This is a genomic window from Streptomyces sp. NPDC002742 (assembly GCF_042888885.1).
GTDB lineage: Bacteria > Actinomycetota > Actinomycetes > Streptomycetales > Streptomycetaceae > Streptomyces.
In genome coordinates this window covers 234,479-255,000 of record NZ_JBIAQF010000008.1, presented here as the reverse complement: position 1 = coordinate 255,000, position 20,522 = coordinate 234,479, and the positions used below count along the sequence as shown (strand labels likewise).

Sequence of the window (20,522 nt, the reverse complement as noted above, 5' to 3'; positions counted from 1 at the left end):
GACGAAGATACGCGGGAGTGCCCGGGTTCCGGCGGCGAACGCCCACCCGGATCACGCGCCCCCGCATGAAGGTACGGATGATCCTCCGCCGAGTGTCAGTCCGGCGTCATAGACTTCGACGCTGACCCCCCAGACTGTTCGCAGCCTGTCACCCATGGTTCTTCCTGGAGGCCGAAACCGTGTCGAAGCCGCCGTTCACGCACCTGCACGTCCACACCCAGTACTCGCTGCTGGACGGTGCCGCGCGGCTCAAGGACATGTTCGACGCCTGCAACGAGATGGGCATGACCCATATCGCGATGAGCGACCACGGCAACCTCCACGGGGCCTATGACTTCTTCCACACGGCGAAGAAGGCGGGTGTCACCCCGATCATCGGCATCGAGGCGTACGTCGCCCCGGAGTCCCGGCGCAACAAGCGCAAGATCCAGTGGGGCCAGCCGCACCAGAAGCGCGACGACGTGTCCGGTTCGGGCGGTTACACGCACAAGACGATCTGGGCGTCGAACCGGACCGGCCTGCACAACCTCTTCAAGCTCTCCTCGGACGCGTACGCCGAGGGCTGGCTCCAGAAGTGGCCCCGGATGGACAAGGAGACGATCTCCAAGTGGTCGGAGGGGCTCATCGCCTCCACCGGCTGCCCCTCCGGCGAACTCCAGACCAGGCTCCGCCTCGGCCAGTTCGACGAGGCACTGAAGTCGGCCGCCGAATACCAGGACATCTTCGGCAAGGACCGCTACTTCCTCGAGCTGATGGACCACGGCATCGAGATCGAGCGCCGGGTCCGCGACGGGCTCCTGGACATCGGCAAGAAGCTCGGCATCCCGCCCCTGGTGACGAACGACTCGCACTACACGTACGCGCACGAGGCGACCGCCCACGACGCCCTGCTGTGCATCCAGACCGGCAAGAACCTCTCGGACCCGGACCGCTTCCGCTTCGACGGCACCGGCTACTACCTGAAGACGACGGACGAGATGTACGCCGTCGACTCCTCGGACGCCTGGCAGGAGGGCTGCGCCAACACCCTCCTGGTGGCCGAGAAGATCGACACCACCGGCATGTTCGAGGCGAAGAACCTCATGCCGAAGTTCGACATCCCGGACGGCTTCACCGAGGTCACCTGGTTCCAGGAGGAGGTGCGCCTCGGCATGGAGCGCCGCTTCCCCGGCGGCGTCCCCGACGACCGCCAGAAGCAGGCCGAGTACGAGATGGACGTCATCATCCAGATGGGGTTCCCGGGGTACTTCCTCGTCGTCGCCGACTTCATCATGTGGGCCAAGAAGCAGGGCATCGCGGTCGGCCCCGGCCGTGGCTCCGCGGCCGGCTCGATCGTCGCGTACGCCATGGGCATCACCGACCTCGACCCCATCCCGCACGGCCTGATCTTCGAGCGGTTCCTGAACCCCGAGCGCGTCTCCATGCCCGACGTCGACATCGACTTCGACGAGCGTCGGCGCGTCGAGGTGATCAGGTACGTGACCGAGAAGTACGGCGCCGACAAGGTCGCCATGATCGGCACGTACGGCAAGATCAAGGCGAAGAACGCCATCAAGGACTCCGCGCGCGTGCTGGGCTACCCGTACGCGATGGGTGACCGGCTCACCAAGGCGATGCCCGCCGACGTCCTCGGCAAGGGCATCGACCTGAACGGCATCACCGACTCCTCGCACCCCCGCTACAGCGAGGCCGGCGAGATCCGCGGGATGTACGAGAACGAGCCGGACGTGAAGAAGGTCATCGACACCGCCAAGGGCGTCGAGGGCCTGGTCCGGCAGATGGGCGTGCACGCCGCCGGCGTGATCATGTCCAGCGAGCCCATCGTCGACCACGCGCCCATCTGGGTGCGGCACACCGACGGCGTGACCATCACCCAGTGGGACTACCCCCAGTGCGAGTCACTGGGCCTGCTGAAGATGGACTTCCTGGGTCTGCGCAACCTGACGATCATGGACGACGCCATCAAGATGGTGAAGGCCAACAAGGGCGTCGACCTGGAGATGCTCGCCCTCCCGCTGGACGACCCCAAGACGTTCGAACTGCTCTGCCGCGGTGACACCCTCGGTGTCTTCCAGTTCGACGGCGGCCCGATGCGCTCGCTGCTCCGCCAGATGCAGCCCGACAACTTCGAGGACATCTCCGCCGTCTCGGCCCTGTACCGGCCGGGCCCGATGGGCATGAACTCGCACATCAACTACGCGGAGCGCAAGAACAAGCGCCAGGAGATCACCCCGATCCACCCGGAGCTGGAGAAGCCGCTGGAAGAGGTCCTGGCCGTCACCTACGGCCTGATCGTCTACCAGGAGCAGGTCCAGAAGGCCGCCCAGATCATCGCCGGGTACTCGCTCGGCGAGGCCGACATCCTGCGCCGCGTGATGGGCAAGAAGAAGCCCGACGAGCTGGCGAAGAACTTCGTCCTCTTCCAGGAGGGCGCCCGCAAGAACGACTACAGCGACGAGGCGATCCAGGCCCTGTGGGACGTGCTGGTCCCGTTCGCCGGCTACGCCTTCAACAAGGCGCACTCCGCCGCGTACGGACTGGTCTCGTACTGGACCGGCTATCTGAAGGCGAACTACCCGGCCGAGTACATGGCCGCGCTGCTCACCTCGGTCAAGGACGACAAGGACAAGTCGGCCGTCTACCTGAACGAGTGCCGGCGCATGGGCATCAAGGTGCTGCCGCCCAACGTGAACGAGTCCGAGCAGAACTTCGCCGCCCAGGGCGACGACGTGATCCTCTTCGGCCTCTCCGCCGTCCGCAACGTCGGTACGAACGTGGTGGAGTCGATCATCCGCAGCCGCAAGGCCAAGGGGAAGTACGCCTCCTTCCCCGACTACCTCGACAAGGTCGAGGCGGTCGCCTGCAACAAGCGCACCACGGAATCACTGATCAAGGCCGGCGCGTTCGACACGATGGGGCACACCCGCAAGGGCCTCACCGCGCAGTTCGAGCCGATGATCGACAACGTGGTGGCGGTCAAGCGCAAGGAGGCCGAGGGCCAGTTCGACCTCTTCGGCGGCATGGGTGACGAGGACACCAGCGAGCCCGGCTTCGGACTCGACGTGGAGTTCACCACCGACGAGTGGGACAAGGTCTACCTGCTCGCCCAGGAGCGCGAGATGCTCGGCCTGTACGTCTCCGACCACCCGCTCTTCGGCCTGGAGCACGTCCTGTCCGACAAGGCGGACGCGGGCATCTCCCAGCTCACCGGGGGCGAGCACGCGGACGGCGCGGTCGTGACCATCGGCGGCATCATCTCGGGCCTGCAGCGCAAGATGACCAAGCAGGGCAACGCCTGGGCGATCGCCACCGTGGAGGACCTCGCGGGCTCCATCGAGTGCATGTTCTTCCCGGCGACGTACCAGCTGGTGTCGACCCAGCTCGTCGAGGACGCGGTCGTCTTCGTCAAGGGGCGCCTCGACAAGCGCGAGGACGTGCCGCGGCTGGTCGCGATGGAGCTCCAGGTCCCCGACCTGTCGAACGCGGGCACCAACGCACCCGTGATCCTCACCATCCCGGCGCTCAAGGTCACCCCGCCCATGGTCAGCCGACTCGGCGAGATCCTCAGCCACCACAAGGGCGAGAGCGAGGTCCGCATCAGGCTCCAGGGCCCGAGCAAGACCACGGTGCTGCGCCTCGACCGGCACCGGGTGAAGCCGGACCCGGCCCTCTTCGGTGATCTGAAGGTGCTGCTCGGCCCGTCCTGCCTGGCCGGCTGACGACCGCACGGCCGGGCGGGGCCGTACAAGGGGAACACCACGCACCGAGGGGCGCATCCGGTACCGGATGCGCCCCTCGGTGCGTGCCTGGGCCTCAACAGCCCGCGCGGCGGCCTCAGTTGTGGCCGAAGCGCTTCTGGTGCTTACGGGCAACATCAGCGGGGCTGCCCTGGGCCTGCGACATCGGCGACTGCTGTGCCTGCGCCGATGACCGCTGTGCCTGCTCCTGCGCACGCTCGGCCTGCGAGGAGCGGTCCTGCTGGCCGCCCTGCTTGCGATTCTTGTTCTTGGCCATGGTGATCTGCCTCCTGAGGGGGATCTAGGGGCCAGGGCCGCGACCAGATTCACATACGCTGAGAAGTGGCGCATTTCGTAGAATTACCGTGCGTAACAAGACCTGTCGGCAGGTGTTCCTCCGATCCGCCACGCCGAAGATCGAGTTCCGGCCGTTAACCTCCGCAGGGTCGGGCAGACTCCAAGGAAGCCCGAAGCAAACCTCCCGGAAAGAGGGTGGATCGCGTGGACCGCTGCATCGTCCTGGTGGACGCCGGGTATCTGCTCGGGGCCGCTGCCAGTCTGCTCGCCGGGGAGCCGTCGCGATCCCGGATCACCGTCGACCACACCGCCCTCATCCAGGGTCTGCGCGAGCGCGCCGAGTCCGACACCGAGCGGCCCCTGTTGCGCATCTACTGGTTCGACGGCGCCCCGGACCGCGTGCCGCAGCCGGAGCACCGCAGGCTGCGCGTCATGCCACGGGTGACCGTGCGCCTGGGTGCGCTGACCCGCAGCGACGGACGGTGGGCACAGAAGGGCGTGGACGCCGCCATGCACGCCGAGCTGACCGAGCTGGCGCGCAACCGCGCCTGCTCCGACGTGGTCCTCGTGACCGGCGACGGGGATCTGCTGCCGGGCATGATGGCCGCCAAGGAGCACGGCGTGGCCGTACACCTGTGGGCCGTGCAGGCCGCGGACGGTGACTACAACCAGTCCGAGGACCTGGTGGCCGAGGCCGACGAGCGGCGGGTGCTCGACCGCGCCTGGATCACCAAGGCGGTCCGCGCCAAGGAGATCGGCGGGATCTGCGCCCCGTCGCCGGTGCCGCGCCCGGAGATCGCCGCCATCCTCTCCGCGCCGCTGCCCGAGTCGGCGCTCGCGGCGGCGGCCGAGCGTTCCGCCCGGGAGACCGAGCACCACCAGGCGGCCGAATCTCAGAACGGCACCCAGGAGCGGGTGCCCACCCCCAAGGGTGTCCCCACGCCCAAGGACCTGGCCGCGCTCCGCGGACCGGGCACCCAGGCCGCCCAGCACCCCACGAACGCGACGCTGCGCTGGTCCTCGGACAAGGGCTGGGTCGACCGGCCCGGCGGTGCCATGGAGTCACCGGAGGCCGCCGCGCTGCCCACGCTGGCCCAGCTCACCTCGGCGGAGCAGCGGTGGGCCGACCGCGAGGAGGACATCACCACCGTCGGCGGTGACCCCTACGAGGTCGGGCAGGTCTTCGCGCGCCGCTGGATGGGACGCCTCACCGACCCGAGCCATGTGCAGAAGCTGTCGGCGATGTACCCGCGGGTCCCGCACCGGGTGGACGGCGAGCTGCTGCGCTACGCGGCCCGCTTCGGCCTGCTCGCGCACAAGGACGACCAGATCGACGAGCACGACCGCTACGCGATCCGGGCCGGATTCTGGCGGGAGATCGATGTGCGCACCGCGACGGAGCACGCGCCCGTCGGGGAGTGATCCGAAGCCGTCGGCGGAGGTCCGCGAAGGCCTTCGCCCGGGGTCCGCCCCGGCCCCGATCGCGTAACAGGGCATCGGACCACGTACTCTCGTCCTTCGTGAGTACGCGCACGGCACAGGCAGTCCGAATGGGGCACAGGGGCGATGTCGTGTGCGCCGTGCGAGGTCTCACCAAGACCTATCCGGCGGTCCGCGGCCGTCGTGGCACCCCCGCGGCACCCGAGGTCAGGGCCACCGACGGGGTACGTCTGGACATCCGCCGGGGCGAGATCTTCGGACTGCTCGGGCCGAACGGCGCCGGCAAGTCCACCCTGGTGCGCCAGCTGACCGGGCTGATGCGTCCCGACAGCGGCAGCGTCGAGATCCTCGGGCACGACATCGTGCGCCACCCCGAGCGGGCGGCCAGGATCCTCGCCTACCTCGGGCAGGAGTCCACCGCCCTGGACGAGCTGACGGTGTCCCTGGCCGCCGAGACGACCGGGCGGCTGCGCGGGCTCGACCTGCGTGCGGCGCGGGCCGAACGGGACGCCGTCCTCGACGAACTGGGCCTGGCCCCGCTCGCCTCCCGCCCCCTGAAGAAGCTCTCCGGCGGGCAGCGCAGGCTCGCCTGCTTCGCCGCCGCGCTCGTCGGCCGGCGCCCGCTGCTGGTCCTCGACGAGCCCACCACCGGCATGGACCCCGTCGCCCGGCGCGCCGTCTGGGCCGCCGTCGACCGGCGCCGCGCGGAGCACGGCGCCACGGTCCTGCTGGTCACCCACAACGTCATCGAGGCCGAGACGGTCCTCGACCGGGTCGCCGTCCTCGACGAGGGCCGGGTCATCGCCTGCGACACCCCGGCCGGGCTCAAGGAACGGGTCGCGGGCGAGGTGCGCGTCGAACTCGTCTGGCGCGAGAGCGCCCCGCTGCACGTCCCCGAGGTCGCCGCGCTGCGTGCCCGCGCCGTCGAGTCGGGCCGCCGCTGGACGCTGCGGCTCGCGCCCGAGGAGGCCCGCGCGGCCGTGGCCACGGTCACCGGCGGGGCCGCCTTCGCGGCGCTCGACGACTTCACGCTGGCCACACCGAGCCTGGAGGACGTCTACCTCGCCCTCGGCGGCCACGCGACGCAGGGACTGGTGAAGGCGTGAGCGTCCGGGGTGGAGAATCCGTACGGAGGGGCGTCGTACGTGTTCGGAACAGGACGGCTGCCGGAGTGAAGGGGAGCAGTTCGACGTGAGTGTCGTACCCGCTGGAGTCCTGCCGGGCAGCGCGCTGCCGCTGGCGGGGGACGCCGGTGCCGCCGCGGAGCTGGGGCCGCGTGCGCGGCTGTGGCCCTCGCTGGCCGCCGTGTACCGGGCACAGCTCTCCCGGGCCCGCGTCGCGCGGATCCCGCTGCTGTTCGTGGCCACCTTCCAGTCCGTCGGCATCATGATCATGATGCGCGGGGTGGTGGACGGCGGTGCCGAGGCGCGCGCCGTGGTGGCCGGGTCCACGGTCCTGGTCGTCGCCTTCGTCGCCCTCAATCTGCTCGCGCAGTACTTCGGGCAGCTGCGGGCGAGCGGCGGGCTCGACCACTACGCGACGCTGCCGGTGCCGCCGGCGGCCGTGGTGCTCGGCGCCGCGGGCGCGTACGCGTCCTTCACCGTGCCCGGCACCGTCGTCACCGCCGTCTTCGGCTCCCTGCTCTTCGGGCTGCCGCTGACCCATCTGTGGGTGCTCGCCGCGGTCGTCCCGGTCGCGGGCGCCGCGCTCGCCGGGCTCGGGGCCGCGTTCGGGCTGCTCGCCCCGCGGCCCGAGCTCGCCACCCTGCTCGGCCAGCTGGGCATGTCCGCGGCCCTGCTGCTGGGCGTCCTCCCGGCCGACCGGATGCCGGCCGTGGTCCAGTACGCCAGGGATCTGCTGCCGTCGACGTACGGTGTCGAGGCCTTCGCGCGCACCTTCGGGGCGCATCCCGACTGGGCTGTCGTCCTCGGCGATCTGGCCGTCTGCGCCGGCGTCGGGGTGGCCTCGCTGGCCCTGGCGGCCTGGGCCTACCGCCGGGCGGCTGTCCGGTGACGCGGCCGCAAGCGGGGCCTGGCACGATGGCAGGGTGACCGCTCCGCTGACTCCGCCTCCGCCGCCGCACGAACAGTCCCCCCAGGACCGGTGGCAACCGCACCCCGCCTGGCAGGCTCCGCACGCCCCAGGGCTCGCGGGTCACCCCGTGTATCCGGCCGCGTACGAGGTCTCCTACGGACAGGACGGGCCCGGGATGAAGACCGAACTGCGGGAAGCCGCCCTGATCACCGTCGCGGTCGCCCTCGCGGGAGCTCTGCTCGGGGTGCTCTGGGCCTGGCTGGCGCCGCACGTGCCGTTGGTCGCGGACGCCACCGCGGTGTACCTCAAGGACACCGAGGGCGAGCAGGCCATCGGCGTCGACGGGACCTTCACTCTGCTCGCGCTGGGCTTCGGGGCGCTGAGTGCCCTGGTCGTGTTCCTCGTACGACGGCGCGGCGGTGTGCCCCTGGTGATCGCGCTCGCCCTGGGAGGCCTGCTCGGATCCCTCCTCGCCTGGCGGGTCGGCATCTGGCTCGGGCCCATGCAGAACGTGGTCGCGCACGCCAAGGCCGTGGGCAAGGGCGTCACGTTCTCCGCGCCGCTGAAGCTCGGGGCCCACGGCGCGCTGCTGGCCTGGTCCCTGAGCGCCCTGGTGGTCCACCTCGGCCTGATGGCCCTGTTCGGTCCCCGGGACCCCGACCCGTACGAGCAGAACCCGTACCCGGCCGCACCGCCGGGACCTCCCGCCGCCTGAGCGGGCGGGGCGGGACAGGGCCGGCCGGGCGCCTCGGGAGAGGCCGCCCGGCCGGCCCTTCGCTTCGGTGCGGGGTGTCGGTCATGCCGGACGGCGGCCGTGGTTCGAGCGGCCCTTCCTGATGCGCCACTTGCGTTTCCGCGTTTTCTTCGACATGTCACTCGTGCTTAACCGAGGGCGCGACATCCGTCGAGGGGTCATACACGCCACGCCGGGCGCGGACGCCGAGCGGCTACGCCCCTGGCCGGGCGTCGGCGCCGAAGGGTTCCGTACGTCCGACGGTCGGACGGCGTCGGGGAACGTCCGTCCGACGGATGCCGGCGCGGCGCCGAGGGGTTCCATGTGCCACGGGTGGGTGCCGGAGGCGAAGGACTACGCGCGCCCCACGGGCGCGGACACAGCTTCCGTGAGTTCCGCCAGGTCGGTGGGGGAGAGTTCGACCTCCAGGCCGCGGCGGCCCGCCGAGACGCAGATCGTGGCGTGGCCCGAGGCCGAGGAGTCCAGCACGGTGCGCAGCCTCTTGCGCTGGCCGAGCGGTGAGATGCCACCGCGGACGTACCCCGTCGTGCGCTCCGCCGCCGCCGGGTCGGCCATCGCCGCCCGCTTGCCGCCCACCGCCGTGGCCAGGGCCTTGAGGTCCAGGGAGCCCGCCACCGGGACGACCGCGACCACGAGCGCCCCGTCCACGTCCGCGACCAGGGTCTTGAAGACCCGCTCCGGCGACACGCCCATCGCCTCGGCCGCCTCCTCGCCGTAGGACGGGTGGGACGGGTCGTGCTCGTAGGCGTGGACGGTGAACGGGACGCCCGCCTCCGTCAGCGCCACCGTCGCCGGGGTGCCGCCGGACTGCTGCTTCTTCGCCTTCTTGGCCATCGACCTTCTCGCAAGCGTTCAGTTCAGGCTCGTCGGGCCGCGCGTCAGGTCCGACGCGGGCAACGACGGCAGATTTCGGATGATGGCCGTCTCCGCGCGCAGCACCTTCAGCTCCTCGCGCAGCCGGGACGCCGTGTCGGAGGCCTGCAGCAGCCGCTGTCTGGCCGGGACGTCCAGCATCACGGCGGCCGCGACGAGGTAGGAGACGACCGCCGGTTCGTCCGGCAGGTCCGCGCCGGTCGACAGTGAACGCTCCCGCGCTCCGGCCAGCCGCTTCTGGTACTGGCGGAAGGCGCGCAGAACGCCCTCGGCGAGCGCGCCGGCCTCGTCCCCCGGGTCCTCGGGGAGTTCCTCAAGCTCGGCCGTCAGGAACGCGCCGGAGGCGTCCACCGACAGCAGCCGGACCCGAGTCGTACCGGTCGCCAGTACCTCGAAGCTGCCGTCGGCGCGCTCACGCACGGTCGCCGCGTCCGCGACGCAGCCCACCTCGTGGAAGGCCTTGAGCGGATCGTCGCCGAAGCCGGCGGCGGGCCCGCGCTCGGCCACGGCGGTCCCGTCCGGCATGCCGGGCGCACTGGGCGAGACCTCATGGCCGTCGCGGATGGCCACGACGGCGAATCGGCGTGGTTCGTCCTCGGGCGTCTTGAGCAGATCGCGCATCATGGCGCGATAACGCTCCTCGAACACGTTCAGAGGAAGCACGAGCCCGGGGAACAACACCGAGTTCAGGGGGAAGAGCGGGAGCCGGACGGTGGTCACGACGCGAAAGCCTAATGGTCGAAGGAGGGGACGCGTCCGCGGTGCCCACTCCATGGATGCCGATCGGGGACGCGATCGCGCAGCGAGAGCCCCGAGGCGACCTCCATACGGACGCCGTCGCGCAGCTCCAGGAACCGGTCGAGCGGGTCCTCGGAGACCCGGTCCCAGGGGAACGAGGTCACGTACGGGCCGATGAGACGCAACTGCTCCAGAGCGTCCTGCCAGCGTTCCAGCCGGACCAGGACGTACGCCAGCAGGTTGCGCACCTCGGCGGGCCACGGGTCCGCGGCCGCGTAGGCCGCGGAGACCGAGATCGCGAGGTCGGCCGCGGCGTCCAGGCGCTCGCGCGGCACCTCGGGACCGCCGCCCTCGGTCAGATAGGCGAAGGCCGCGCGCACCGGCAGCGCCTGGACCAGGGAGCCCGCGAGCGCGTCCTGCGCGGCCGGCTCGGCGAAGTCGAAGCACTCGCTGTGCGAGCCGTACCAGGCGGCCGAGAGGTACTGGAGAGCGGCCACGTGACAGCCGTAGTGGTGCGGGGAGCGCCGGACGGCCTCCGTCCACAGCTGCTCGAACTCCGTGTGGCCGACGTTGGTCCCGCGGGCGTGGTCGAGCGCGATCCGCCACGGCACCGGGTCGCGCGGATCGCCCTCGGCGGCGGACATGATCAGCGGGCCGACCTCGCGCAGCAGTTCCACCCGTGCGGGCGACTCCCAGCCGCGGCGGACCGCCAGTTCGGCCCTGACGAGGAGGACGTCCGGGTCGTGCGGGTCGGCGGCCTGCCACTCCCTGAGCCATTCGCCGCGGGAGCGCGCGAAGGCGGCGAGGCGCATGGCGTACCGGTCGCGGTTCTCCCACTGGGCAGACTCGCGGGTGGTGGCCAGCAGTTCGGCGGCGGGGGCGTACTCGCCCCGGGCCGCGGCGACGAGCGCGGGGCCCAGCCGGTGGTCGGGGGCGTCGAGCAGCACCTCCTCGTCGGCCGGCAGTCCGGCGGCGAGGCATGAGGTGTTTCGTGCCATCCGGGCCGTACGGAGGATCGCGCGCAGCAGTGCCATGGTGTCGACCATTGAAAACCGCAGGTCGGAGCTGTGCCAGGGGTATGCGGTGACGCTTTTGTAAATGCCGTTTGGTTGTACGGTATGCGGTCAAGGGTGAGTAAAAGGGTCGTGAGGATCCCGTGTGCGAGGCCGGTGCGTGGGTGTTCCTCAGCCCCGGCGCAGCAGCCGGGTGGCCCCCGCGGCCACCGTCGTCGCCAGGATCCAGCCGAGGAGGATCACCACCGCGGCCAGCCACTGCCAGCCGCCGCGCAGCTGCCAGGAGCCGGCCTGGCCCAGGTCGATGACCGGCAGCAGCAGATCCAGGGCGTAGAGCGAGGCGTTCCACGGAGGGTGCCCGTCGCGGTTGACCGGCTGATGACCGGCGTGCGCGAACGCGACGGACGTCGTCGCCCACAGCACCGCCATCCACAGGGCGGCCCGGCCGGGCCGGTACCCGTAGGCGACCGTCCAGTCCTGCGCGTATCCCCAGAGCTTGGCGGCCAGCGGCAGGGTCTCGCGGCGGCGGCGCTGCTTTTCGAGCAGCACCTCGCGGGCGTCCTCGTCCTCACCGGAGTCGCGCAGCACGGCGGCGAGGCGCTCGTACGGCTCCGGGGCGTACTCGGCGGTCGCCGCCGCCACCCATTCCAGCCGCCGGGTCAGCGGGAAGGCCCCCTGCGGGACCAGGTTCTCGTACGTGAAGCCGCCCATGTGCAGGCTGCCGGGCCCCGGCCAACTCGACGCCCGGTCGACCAGGTTGACGATCCGCGCGCCGGACAGCACGACCGTGCCGCGCTCGGGCCGCTCGCCGAGGAAGCGCAGCTCGGGCGTCTGGACCCGGAGCAGAGACAACCCCTGGTCGTCTTCGAAGGTGAAGTGGGCCCGGTCGAAGTCCACCGCGTCACCGAACCGCCCGTCGTCCAGGCGGATGCCGCCCCGGCACTCGAACCGCTGCACCAGTGTGCCGCGCGCCGGTGTGGTGCCGCTGGTCGTCAGCGGATTGCCGAGGCCGGCGGGGGTCATGTAGAGCGTGCGGTTGACGGTCAGCTGGGGGGCGTTGAGAGCGAGCCGGGTGTACGGGTTGTTCAGCCTGCTGCCGCGCAGGCTCAGCGACACGCCGACGGTGGCGCCGCGCAGACTCAGCTCGCCGTGCGACTCCAGCATCTCGGCCTGGAGGTCCTGCCCGACGGTCATGCCGTCGCCGGTGATCGAACACCCGCGCCGGTCCCGGTAGACCACGGCCTGGTTGAGCAGCAGGTCCGTGCCGATGTGGGCGTCGGTCAGCCGTACCCCGTTGTGGAAGTGGCAGCGCGGCAGATGCAGATCGCCCTCGGTGTGCAGCCGGGCCGCCTCCAGCCGCGGCACCGCGCAGTTCACCAGCCGTACGGTCGTGAACCGGGTCTCCGGCAGCAGGACCTCCTTCTCGAACCGGCAGCCCTTCAGCTCCACGTACGGCACCACCGTGCCGCCCGCGAGGTCGAGCACGTCGGTGATCCGTACGCCGGTCAGCTTCAGGGAGGCGACCCGGCCCTGGAGGGCGGGCGGCCCGTCGAGCAGCAGCCAGGCCACTATCCGGGCCCGGACACTGCGCTCGGGTCCCCAGGGATGGCCGCCGTGCGGATCGTCGACGGTCGTGTCCCCGCTGCGCAGGTCGTACACGCTGCCGTTGCGGAAGGCCTGCCACATCCCGGCCTCGGCGGCGGTCAGTTCGTCCGGCAGGTCCCCGGTGCGGAGGCCGGCACCCTCGGTCACGGCACGTCCCTTCCTCCCCAACTACTCGCGGGTTTCGTACCTTCGTGCAATGCCCGCTCAGTGACGGCCCGAACGCTACTGGTGACGAGGATCTTCCGTGGAACCGAAGGTGGCTTGTATCAGCCATTGATACGCGCGTCCGACGCCTCGGCGCCGTCTGAGAGAATTGTCCCCGTGATCTCTCGAATCGATCTGCGCGGCGACGCCCTCCCCGAGGGCCCCGCCCTGCGCGACCTGCTGCCCCGAGCCGACTTCGACGTCTCGGCCGCCCTGGAGAAGGTGCGACCGATCTGCGAGGCCGTGCATCATCGGGGCGACGCGGCGCTGATCGACTACGCGGAGAAGTTCGACGGAGTACGGCTGGAGTCCGTGCGCGTTCCGGCCCAGGCCATCGCCGAGGCCCTGGAGCGGCTCGACCCCGCCGTGCGCGCGGCCCTGGAGGAGTCCATCCGGCGCGCCCGTCTCGTCCACCGCGAACAGCGGCGCACGACCCACACCACCCAGGTCGTGCCCGGCGGCTCGGTCACCGAGAAATGGGTGCCGGTCCAGCGGGTGGGGCTGTACGCGCCCGGCGGCCGGTCGGTGTACCCGTCGTCCGTGATCATGAACGCCGTCCCGGCACAGGAGGCCGGCGTCCCCTCCATGGCGCTGGCGTCCCCGCCGCAGAAGGAGTTCGGCGGCCTCCCGCACCCCACGATCCTCGCCGCCTGCGCACTGCTCGGCATCGACGAGGTGTACGCGGCAGGAGGCGCCCAGGCCGTCGCGATGTTCGCGTACGGCACCGAGTCCTGCCCCTCGGCCCCCATGGTCACGGGTCCGGGCAACATCTGGGTCGCCGCCGCCAAGCGCTACTTCACCGGCCGGATCGGCATCGACGCCGAGGCCGGCCCGACCGAGATCGCGGTCCTCGCCGACGACACCGCCGACCCGGTGCACGTCGCCGCCGACCTGATCAGCCAGGCCGAGCACGACCCCCTCGCCGCCGCCGTCCTGGTCACCGACTCGCCGGCCCTCGCGGACGCCGTGGAGAAGGAGCTGGAGCCGCAGGTCGCGGCCACCAAGCACATCGACGACCGCATCGTGCCGGCCCTGCGCGGCAGGCAGTCCGCGATCGTCCTCGTCGACGGCGTCGACGAGGGCCTGCGGGTCGTCGACGCCTACGGCGCCGAGCACCTGGAGATCCAGACGGCGGACGCGGCCGCGGTCGCCGACCGGGTCAGGAACGCCGGAGCGATCTTCGTCGGCCCCTGGGCCCCGGTCTCCCTCGGCGACTACGCGGCGGGCTCCAACCACGTCCTGCCCACCGGCGGCTGCGCCTGCCACTCCTCGGGCCTGTCCGTCCAGTCCTTCCTGCGCGGCATCCACATCGTCGACTACACGAAGGACGCGCTCGCGGACGTGGCCCATCACGTGGTGACGCTCGCGGAGGCGGAGGACCTGCCCGCGCACGGTGCGGCGATCAAGGCACGTTTCGTCGGAGACGAACAAGTCTCGCGTGGCTGGAAGGTACCCGAGGGCAAGTGACCGGCATCGACGATCTCCCCGTACGCGACGAACTGCGCGGCAAGACCCCTTACGGGGCGCCCCAACTCGACGTCCCCGTACGCCTGAACACCAACGAGAACCCCTACCCGCTGCCCGAGCCGCTCGTCGAGCGGATCGCCGAGCGGGTCCGTGAGGCCGCCCGCGGACTCAACCGCTACCCCGACCGGGACGCGGTGGAGCTGCGCACCGAGCTGGCCGCCTATCTGACGAAGACCGGCAAGCACCCGGTCACCGCCGACAACGTCTGGGCCGCCAACGGCTCCAACGAGGTCATCCAGCAACTGCTCCAGACCTTCGGCGGACCCGGCCGCACCGCGATCGGCTTCGAGCCGTCGTACTCGATGCACGCGCTCATCGCGCGCGGCACGGGCACGGCCTGGATCTCGGGCCCGCGCAACGAGGACTTCACCATCGACCTCGCCGCCGCCGAACGGGCGATCGCCGAGAACCGGCCGGACGTCGTCTTCGTCACCACCCCCAACAACCCCACGGGCAACGCGGTCCCGCCCGAGACGGTCCTCGCGCTCTACGAGGCCGCGCAGGCCGCGAAGCCGTCGATGGTCGTGATCGACGAGGCGTACATCGAGTTCAGCCACGGCGACTCGCTGCTGCCGCTGCTCGAAGGACGGCCGAATCTCGTCGTCTCCCGGACGATGTCGAAGGCCTTCGGCGCGGCGGGGCTGCGCCTCGGCTATCTCGCCGCCCACCCGGCGGTGGTCGACGCCGTCCAGCTCGTACGGCTGCCGTACCACCTGTCGGCCATCACCCAGGCGACCGCGCTGGCCGCCCTTGAACACACCGACACCCTGCTCGGATACGTGGAGCAGCTCAAGGCCGAGCGGGACCGGCTCGTCACCGAACTGCGCGCGATGGGCTGCGAGGTGACCGAGTCCGACGCCAACTTCGTGCAGTTCGGCCGGTTCGCCGACGCCCACGCCGCCTGGCGGAAGATCCTCGACCAGGGCGTCCTGGTCCGGGACAACGGCGTACCGGGGTTCCTGCGGGTCTCCGCCGGAACCCCGAAGGAAAACGACGCGTTCCTCGACGCGGTACGTGAACTACTGGGCTCCGTGGGGGACACCCCCACGCCCCCGAAGGAGCAGAACGCATGAACCGCGTAGGACGCGTGGAGCGGGTGACGAAGGAGACGTCGGTCCTCGTCGAGATCGATCTCGACGGCTCCGGCAAGGTCGACGTGGCCACCGGCGTCGGCTTCTACGACCACATGCTCGACCAGCTCGGCCGGCACGGTCTGTTCGACCTGACCGTGAAGACCGAGGGCGACCTCCACATCGACACGCACCACACCATCGAGGACACCGCCCTCGCGCTGGGCGCCGCCTTCAAGCAGGCACTCGGCGACAAGGTGGGGATCTACCGCTTCGGCAACTGCACCGTCCCGCTGGACGAGTCGCTCGCCCAGGTGACCGTCGACCTGTCCGGCCGCCCCTACCTCGTGCACACCGAGCCCGAGAAGATGGCGCCGATGATCGGCGAGTACGACACGACGATGACCCGGCACATCCTGGAGTCCTTCGTCGCCCAGGCCCAGATCGCCCTGCACGTGCACGTACCCTACGGTCGCAACGCGCACCACATCGTGGAGTGCCAGTTCAAGGCGCTCGCCCGTGCCCTGCGTTACGCCTCCGAGCGCGACCCGCGCGCCGCCGGAATCCTCCCCTCCACGAAGGGCGCGCTGTGACAGGCCTGTCGAGCATCCTGATCGTTGTCGGACTCTTCCTCCTCGGAGGGATCTACTCCTTCGTCAAGCAGGACATGCCGAAGAGCCTGGTCGTGCTGCTCTCCATCGGCGCCGCGATGTGTCTCGTCGCGGGCGTCATGCGGCTGGAGGTGTGGACGTGAGCGCACCCAAGAAGGTCGTCGTCTTCGACTACGGCTTCGGAAACGTACGGTCGGCCGAGCGTGCCCTCGCCCGCGCGGGCGCCGAGGTCGAGATAACACGTGACTTCGACACCGCGATGAACGCGGACGGCCTGCTGGTGCCGGGCGTCGGTGCCTTCGCCGCCTGCATGAAGGGCCTCAGGGAGGCCCGCGGCGACTGGATCATCGGCCGCAGGCTGTCCGGCGGCCGCCCCGTCATGGGCATCTGCGTCGGCATGCAGATCCTCTTCTCGCGCGGCATCGAGCACGGCGTGGAGACCGAGGGCCTCGACGAGTGGCCGGGCACGGTCGGGCCGCTGCAGGCCGACATCGTGCCGCACATGGGCTGGAACACCGTCGAGACCCCGGCCGGCTCGCAGGCATTCGCGGGCCTCGACGCCGACGCGCGCTTCTACTTCGTCCACTCCTACGCCGTCCACGACTGGTCCCTGGAAGTCGGCAACCCGCTGCTGCGCGCCCCCCTGGTGACCTGGTCGACGCACGGCAAGCCCTTCGTGGCGGCCGTCGAGAACGGCGCACTGTGGGCCACCCAGTTCCACCCCGAGAAGTCCGGCGACGCCGGAGCCCAGCTCCTCACCAACTGGATCGGAACACTGTGAGCAAGCTCGAACTCCTCCCCGCCGTCGACGTCCGCGACGGCCAGGCCGTCCGTCTCGTGCACGGCGAGTCCGGGACCGAGACCTCCTACGGCTCCCCGCTGGAGGCCGCCCTGGCCTGGCAGAGCGCGGGCGCCGAGTGGCTGCACCTCGTCGACCTGGACGCCGCGTTCGGCACCGGCGACAACCGGGACCTGATCTCCGAGGTCACCCGGGCGATGGACATCAAGGTCGAGCTGTCCGGCGGCATCCGCGACGACGCCTCCCTGGCGGCCGCCCTCGCGACCGGCTGCACCCGGGTCAACCTCGGCACCGCCGCCCTGGAGACCCCCGAGTGGGTCGCCAAGGTCATCGCCGAACACGGCGACAAGATCGCGGTCGGCCTCGACGTCCGCGGCACGACCCTGCGCGGCCGCGGCTGGACCCGCGACGGCGGCGACCTCTACGAGACGCTGGAGCGCCTCGACTCCGAGGGCTGCGCCCGCTATGTCGTGACGGACATCGCCAAGGACGGCACGCTCCAGGGCCCGAACCTGGAGCTCCTGCGCAACGTGTGCGCGGCGACCGACCGCCCGGTGGTCGCCTCCGGCGGAGTGTCGTCGCTGGACGACCTGCGCGCCATCGGCGAACTCGTGCCGCTCGGCGTCGAGGGCTCCATCGTCGGCAAGGCCCTGTACGCCAAGGCGTTCACCCTCGAAGAGGCGCTGGCGGCGGTAGCCCTGTGAGCGCCGTACGCCGCGTCGTGACCGGCGCGCCCTGGGAGGAGACCTTCGGGTACTCCCGTGCGGTGGAGCTGCCGAACGGCCTGGTGCTGGTGTCCGGTTGCACCTCCGTGATCGACGGCCAGATCGCCGAGGGCGACCCGTACGAGCAGGCGCTCAACTCCTTCAACGCCGCGTTCGCGGCGCTGGGGCAGCTCGGCCTCGGCCGCGACGACGTCGTCCGTACGCGTATGTACATCACCCATGCCCGGGACGTGGAGGCCGTCGGCCGCGCGCACAAGGAACTGTTCGACGGCGTCCGCCCCGCCGCATCCATGATCATTGTCGCGGGTCTGGTGGACTCGCGTCTGGTGGTCGAGATCGAGGTGGAGGCGTTCCGCGCGAGCGGGAACCACGCGGAACCGTCCGGCGCGGGCGGCACGGAACAGCCGGGCGAGGACCACACCGGTCAGCCGGGCGAAGACCACACGGAACAGTCCGGCGAAGGCCGCACGGAGCAGGGAGAAGCACAGTCATGACCCTGGCGGTCCGAGTGATTCCCTGCCTGGACGTGGACAACGGCCGGGTCGTCAAGGGCGTCAACTTCCAGAACCTGCGCGACGCGGGCGATCCCGTCGAGATGGCCAAGGTGTACGACGCCGAGGGCGCCGACGAGCTCACGTTCCTGGACATCACCGCGTCCTCGGGCAACCGTGAGACCACGTACGACGTGGTGCGCCGTACGGCCGAGCAGGTCTTCATCCCGCTGACGGTCGGCGGCGGTGTCCGCACCGCCGAGGACGTCGACAAGCTGCTGCGGGCCGGCGCCGACAAGGTCGGTGTCAACACGGCCGCCATCGCCCGGCCGGACCTCATCCGGGAGATCGCGGAGCGGTTCGGGCGGCAGGTGCTCGTGCTGTCGGTGGACGCGCGCAGGACCGCGGACGGTTCTTTCGAGGTGACGACCCACGGCGGACGCAAGGGCACCGGCATCGACGCCGTCGAGTGGGCCCACCGGGCGGCCGAGCTGGGCGCGGGCGAGATCCTGCTCAACTCGATGGACGCGGACGGCACGAAGGACGGCTACGACCTCGAGATGATCGAGGCCGTACGCAAGCACGTCACCGTTCCGCTGATCGCCAGCGGCGGTGCGGGCCGGCTCGACCACTTCCCGCCGGCCATCGAGGCGGGCGCCGACGCGGTGCTGGCCGCGTCCGTCTTCCACTTCGGTGACCTGCGCATCGGCGAGGTCAAGGAGACCCTGCGAGGAGCGGGGCATCCCGTCCGCTGACGATCCCGCACCACTGTTCACGGCCCGCGCCCGGCGGCGTTCGCTGCCGGGCGCGGGCCGTGTCCTGTGTTTCGTGGGGGAGGCGTGTTTCGTGGGGGAGCCGGGTCTGCAGGGGGAGCCGGGTCCGTGGGAAGGGGCGTCCGTCGTTCGGGTGGTCGACGCGCGGGTTCGGTGCGGGGCGGCGGGCACGACGGGGCGCGCCGGGCCAAGACCGGTGATTCTGCCGATGTGCGCGCCGGGTCCGGGGCGGACAGTTGCCACCGCAACCACCGAGACGAACCCCCGCCGTTTCGCGGCGTGCGCCTTCAACACCCCATGCCAGGGCGGCGCTTCGACCGCGGCGCGGGTCCGTCCTCCCTCACCGAGAGGATGCACCCACCGTGCAGCACCCGAACCGCGCACTCCCCGCCGCACCCGTCGGCCCCGACCCGTCCCCCCGCCGCCCGCACCGGCTCACGAGCCGTCTGGTGCGGGCCGGCCTCGCGGTGCTCCTGGCCGCGGGCGGCCTCGTCGCCGCGCAGGCCACCGGGGCGCAGGCCGTCGGAGCACCGGCCGTCTCGGCGCGGGCCGCCACGAACCCGTACGAGCGCGGCCCCGCCCCCACGGTCGCCAGTATCGAGGCCGCCCGCGGGTCGTACGCCGTCTCCCAGACCACCGTCTCCGCGCTGTCCGTGAGCGGCTTCGGCGGCGGAACCGTCTACTACCCGACCTCGACCGGCGACGGCACCTTCGGCGCGGTCGCCATAGCACCCGGATACACCGCCTACCAGTCGTCCATCGCCTGGCTCGGGCCCCGGCTCGCCTCCCAGGGCTTCGTGGTGTTCACCATCGACACCCTCACCACTCTCGACCAGCCCGCCAGCCGCGGACAGCAGTTGCTGGCCGCGCTCGACTACCTGACCCAGAGCAGTTCCGTGCGGACCAGGATCGACAGCAGCCGGCTCGGGGTCATGGGCCACTCGATGGGCGGAGGCGGCACGCTGGAGGCCGCGAAGAGCCGCCCCTCGCTCCAGGCGGCGATCCCGCTCACCGGCTGGAACCTGGACACCACCTGGCCGGAGATCAAGACACCGACCCTGATCGTGGGCGCCGACGGTGACACGATCGCCCCGGTGGCCACGCACTCCGAGCCCTTCTACCAGAGTCTGCCGAGCACGCTCGACAAGGCGTACCTGGAACTCAGGGGCGCCACCCACTTCACGCCCAACAGCTCGAACACGACGATCGCGAAGTACAGCATTTCGTGGCTGAAGCGGTTCATCGACAATGACACCCGCTACGAGCAGTTCCTCTGCCCGCTGCCGCAGGTCTCGTCGACGATCGCCGAGTACCGGGGCAACTGCCCGCACACCTCGTGACCCGACCCTGACCCACCCCGACCCACCCTGACCCACCCCGCACGGTCCGACCCGTGCGCAGGTGACGGCCGCCGTTCCCGGTGGCCGTCACCTGCGGGTGTGTGCGGGCCACCGCGGTGCGGTATTCGGAGCGCGGTGGTTGTGCGGGCGCACAAGCCTTGCCCGCCGGGCCTGGGAGCGCGCCCAGCCGCCGTCCTCGCAGAAGCCCTGTCCGCCCAGGTCGGAGGGGGTATCCGGGTCCGCTGGGACAAGCGAACGCGGGACTTCCGCCTTCGTTTACGCGGAAGTAACGTGACGGTCGTGACTGGAAACGCGACTGCGCGAAGTCCCCGTCGGGCGGCCGGCCGGAGCTCGTTACCGCCGTCCGCCCGGGGCACGTCGAACGACCCGGGCCAGAGCCGCGGCCCCGGTCACCCGCCCGCCCCCGGCCACGAGCCGGAAACTGCCTCCGCGCCGGGTTCCACGGCGTCGGCGCCCACCGTGCCGGGCGT

18 protein-coding genes and 1 pseudogene are annotated in these 20,522 nt (G+C 71.1%); 14 read left to right on the top strand and 5 right to left on the bottom strand.

Going from position 1 to position 20,522, the window contains the following annotated elements:
* Nucleotides 1–179: 179 nt before the first annotated feature.
* Nucleotides 180–3,719 (top strand): DNA polymerase III subunit alpha, encoded by a 3,540-nt coding sequence (gene dnaE, locus ACFYW8_RS16875; RefSeq protein WP_389074760.1) that lies wholly within the window; start codon nucleotides 180–182, stop codon nucleotides 3,717–3,719.
* Nucleotides 3,720–3,834: 115 nt separating this feature from the next.
* On the opposite strand, the gene ACFYW8_RS16870 is transcribed toward dnaE, so the two are convergent.
* The gene (locus tag ACFYW8_RS16870; RefSeq protein WP_261709820.1) at nucleotides 3,835–4,014 is read right to left on the bottom strand and encodes a hypothetical protein; all 180 of its coding nucleotides are present in this window, start codon (nucleotides 4,012–4,014) and stop codon (nucleotides 3,835–3,837) included.
* A 224-nt stretch (nucleotides 4,015–4,238) separates the two neighbouring features.
* Between ACFYW8_RS16870 and ACFYW8_RS16865 the strand changes: the two genes are divergently transcribed.
* The 4 genes from ACFYW8_RS16865 (at nucleotide 4,239) to ACFYW8_RS16850 (ending at nucleotide 8,223) form a co-directional block, all read left to right on the top strand.
* Nucleotides 4,239–5,456: an NYN domain-containing protein gene (locus ACFYW8_RS16865; RefSeq protein WP_365881979.1), complete on the top strand. Its 1,218-nt coding sequence runs from the start codon at nucleotides 4,239–4,241 to the stop codon at nucleotides 5,454–5,456.
* Nucleotides 5,457–5,605: 149 nt separating this feature from the next.
* Nucleotides 5,606–6,580: an ABC transporter ATP-binding protein gene (locus ACFYW8_RS16860; protein ID WP_389074752.1), complete on the top strand. Its 975-nt coding sequence runs from the start codon at nucleotides 5,606–5,608 to the stop codon at nucleotides 6,578–6,580.
* Nucleotides 6,581–6,665: 85 nt separating this feature from the next.
* Entirely contained in the window at nucleotides 6,666–7,487 is an 822-nt protein-coding gene (locus ACFYW8_RS16855; RefSeq protein WP_389074748.1) for an ABC transporter permease, read from the top strand.
* Nucleotides 7,488–7,521: 34 nt separating this feature from the next.
* Entirely contained in the window at nucleotides 7,522–8,223 is a 702-nt protein-coding gene (locus tag ACFYW8_RS16850) for an AAA family ATPase (protein WP_389074744.1), read from the top strand.
* Nucleotides 8,224–8,595: 372 nt separating this feature from the next.
* Here ACFYW8_RS16850 and ybaK read toward each other — a convergent pair whose 3' ends face one another.
* The 4 genes from ybaK to ACFYW8_RS16830 form a co-directional block, all read right to left on the bottom strand.
* A complete protein-coding gene (ybaK, locus tag ACFYW8_RS16845) occupies nucleotides 8,596–9,096 on the bottom strand; it encodes a Cys-tRNA(Pro) deacylase (protein WP_365881970.1) in 501 nt (166 codons plus the stop codon).
* An 18-nt stretch (nucleotides 9,097–9,114) separates the two neighbouring features.
* Nucleotides 9,115–9,855, bottom strand: a complete 741-nt coding sequence (locus ACFYW8_RS16840) for an LON peptidase substrate-binding domain-containing protein (protein ID WP_365881968.1) — start codon at nucleotides 9,853–9,855, stop codon at nucleotides 9,115–9,117.
* A gap of 11 nt (nucleotides 9,856–9,866) precedes the next feature.
* Complete coding sequence (locus ACFYW8_RS16835) at nucleotides 9,867–10,907, bottom strand: hypothetical protein (RefSeq protein ID WP_389074735.1); 1,041 nt, start codon at nucleotides 10,905–10,907, stop codon at nucleotides 9,867–9,869.
* 150 nt (nucleotides 10,908–11,057) lie between these two features.
* The gene (locus ACFYW8_RS16830) at nucleotides 11,058–12,638 is read right to left on the bottom strand and encodes an oxidoreductase (RefSeq protein WP_389074730.1); all 1,581 of its coding nucleotides are present in this window, start codon (nucleotides 12,636–12,638) and stop codon (nucleotides 11,058–11,060) included.
* A gap of 174 nt (nucleotides 12,639–12,812) precedes the next feature.
* On the opposite strand from ACFYW8_RS16830, the gene hisD reads away from it, so the two are divergent.
* The 9 genes and pseudogenes from hisD (at nucleotide 12,813) to ACFYW8_RS16785 (ending at nucleotide 20,031) form a co-directional block, all read left to right on the top strand.
* Entirely contained in the window at nucleotides 12,813–14,162 is a 1,350-nt protein-coding gene (gene hisD / locus ACFYW8_RS16825) for a histidinol dehydrogenase (protein ID WP_389074725.1), read from the top strand.
* Nucleotides 14,159–15,295 carry a histidinol-phosphate transaminase gene (locus ACFYW8_RS16820; RefSeq protein WP_389074720.1) on the top strand — a complete coding sequence of 379 codons (1,137 nt, stop codon included), beginning with the start codon at nucleotides 14,159–14,161 and terminating at the stop codon, nucleotides 15,293–15,295. The genes hisD and ACFYW8_RS16820 overlap by 4 nt, the downstream gene beginning before the upstream one ends.
* Entirely contained in the window at nucleotides 15,292–15,885 is a 594-nt protein-coding gene (gene hisB, locus ACFYW8_RS16815; RefSeq protein WP_365881958.1) for an imidazoleglycerol-phosphate dehydratase HisB, read from the top strand. Before ACFYW8_RS16820 ends, hisB begins: the two co-directional genes overlap by 4 nt.
* Complete coding sequence (locus tag ACFYW8_RS16810) at nucleotides 15,882–16,046, top strand: hypothetical protein (RefSeq protein WP_365881956.1); 165 nt, start codon at nucleotides 15,882–15,884, stop codon at nucleotides 16,044–16,046. The genes hisB and ACFYW8_RS16810 overlap by 4 nt, the downstream gene beginning before the upstream one ends.
* Nucleotides 16,043–16,684, top strand: a complete 642-nt coding sequence (hisH, locus tag ACFYW8_RS16805) for an imidazole glycerol phosphate synthase subunit HisH (protein ID WP_389074712.1) — start codon at nucleotides 16,043–16,045, stop codon at nucleotides 16,682–16,684. Before ACFYW8_RS16810 ends, hisH begins: the two co-directional genes overlap by 4 nt.
* Nucleotides 16,681–17,406 (top strand): bifunctional 1-(5-phosphoribosyl)-5-((5-phosphoribosylamino)methylideneamino)imidazole-4-carboxamide isomerase/phosphoribosylanthranilate isomerase PriA, encoded by a 726-nt coding sequence (priA, locus tag ACFYW8_RS16800; protein ID WP_365881951.1) that lies wholly within the window; start codon nucleotides 16,681–16,683, stop codon nucleotides 17,404–17,406. Before hisH ends, priA begins: the two co-directional genes overlap by 4 nt.
* A pseudogene (locus tag ACFYW8_RS16795) lies at nucleotides 17,403–17,783 on the top strand (RidA family protein); the annotation flags it as partial. The gene priA and the pseudogene ACFYW8_RS16795, both read left to right, overlap by 4 nt.
* A 134-nt stretch (nucleotides 17,784–17,917) precedes the next feature.
* The gene (gene hisF, locus ACFYW8_RS16790) at nucleotides 17,918–18,673 is read left to right on the top strand and encodes an imidazole glycerol phosphate synthase subunit HisF (protein WP_365881947.1); all 756 of its coding nucleotides are present in this window, start codon (nucleotides 17,918–17,920) and stop codon (nucleotides 18,671–18,673) included.
* A 380-nt stretch (nucleotides 18,674–19,053) separates the two neighbouring features.
* Entirely contained in the window at nucleotides 19,054–20,031 is a 978-nt protein-coding gene (locus tag ACFYW8_RS16785) for a dienelactone hydrolase family protein (RefSeq protein ID WP_365874151.1), read from the top strand.
* The last annotated feature ends 491 nt before the right edge of the window (nucleotides 20,032–20,522 follow it).